Origin of the sequence: Paraburkholderia sp. JHI2823, assembly GCF_038900695.1 — a bacterium.
GTDB classification, from domain to species: domain Bacteria; phylum Pseudomonadota; class Gammaproteobacteria; order Burkholderiales; family Burkholderiaceae; genus Paraburkholderia; species Paraburkholderia mimosarum.
Genome location: NZ_JAYMRY010000280.1, coordinates 1 through 439 on the forward strand (window position 1 = coordinate 1; position 439 = coordinate 439).

A 439-nucleotide genomic window follows, 5' to 3' on the forward strand; every position below is an offset into this window, starting at 1 on the left:
GTGCTATCCTGTTTGAGCACTTCGAATATATCCACATTAAGAATTGTTCTCCTGATCCTGTTAAGAAGTACAATTCTTTCATCTGTGGGCAGAGGATGGCTAGTCGAACTTGTGCCAGCCCTAGCAAGTGGAATGTCCCTTTGAGCCAGCTTCGCCTTCATGTACCCAATAGGGTCATTTCGTCTCAGGAGTGCAAGCTCCTCGTCAGTCATTCGAGACAAAGACGGTTGAGGGAGTTCCACACGCAGGGGAGTTACGTCCATTTCGTCTTCCATGGGTTTGTTGGTTGTGTCACCATCCCCTTCATTCGTTTCGTGCTCATTATCTTCTTCATCGTCATCCAAGTCCACTTTGATGTCTTCTTTTTTCGCTGCTATTTGCATTGGACTCTGTCCCAGCAGTCGAACCATCGTTGGCATCCTCCTCCTCAGACTCTTCT

The 439-nt window shown here is 47.6% G+C and carries 1 protein-coding gene; it reads right to left on the reverse strand.

Annotation, left to right across the window (positions count from 1 at the left end):
* Positions 1 to 410, reverse strand: a 410-nt coding sequence (locus tag VSR34_RS38675) for a hypothetical protein (RefSeq protein WP_342965268.1), incomplete at its 3' end; no start/stop codon positions are given.
* Positions 411 to 439: the final 29 nt, after the last annotated feature.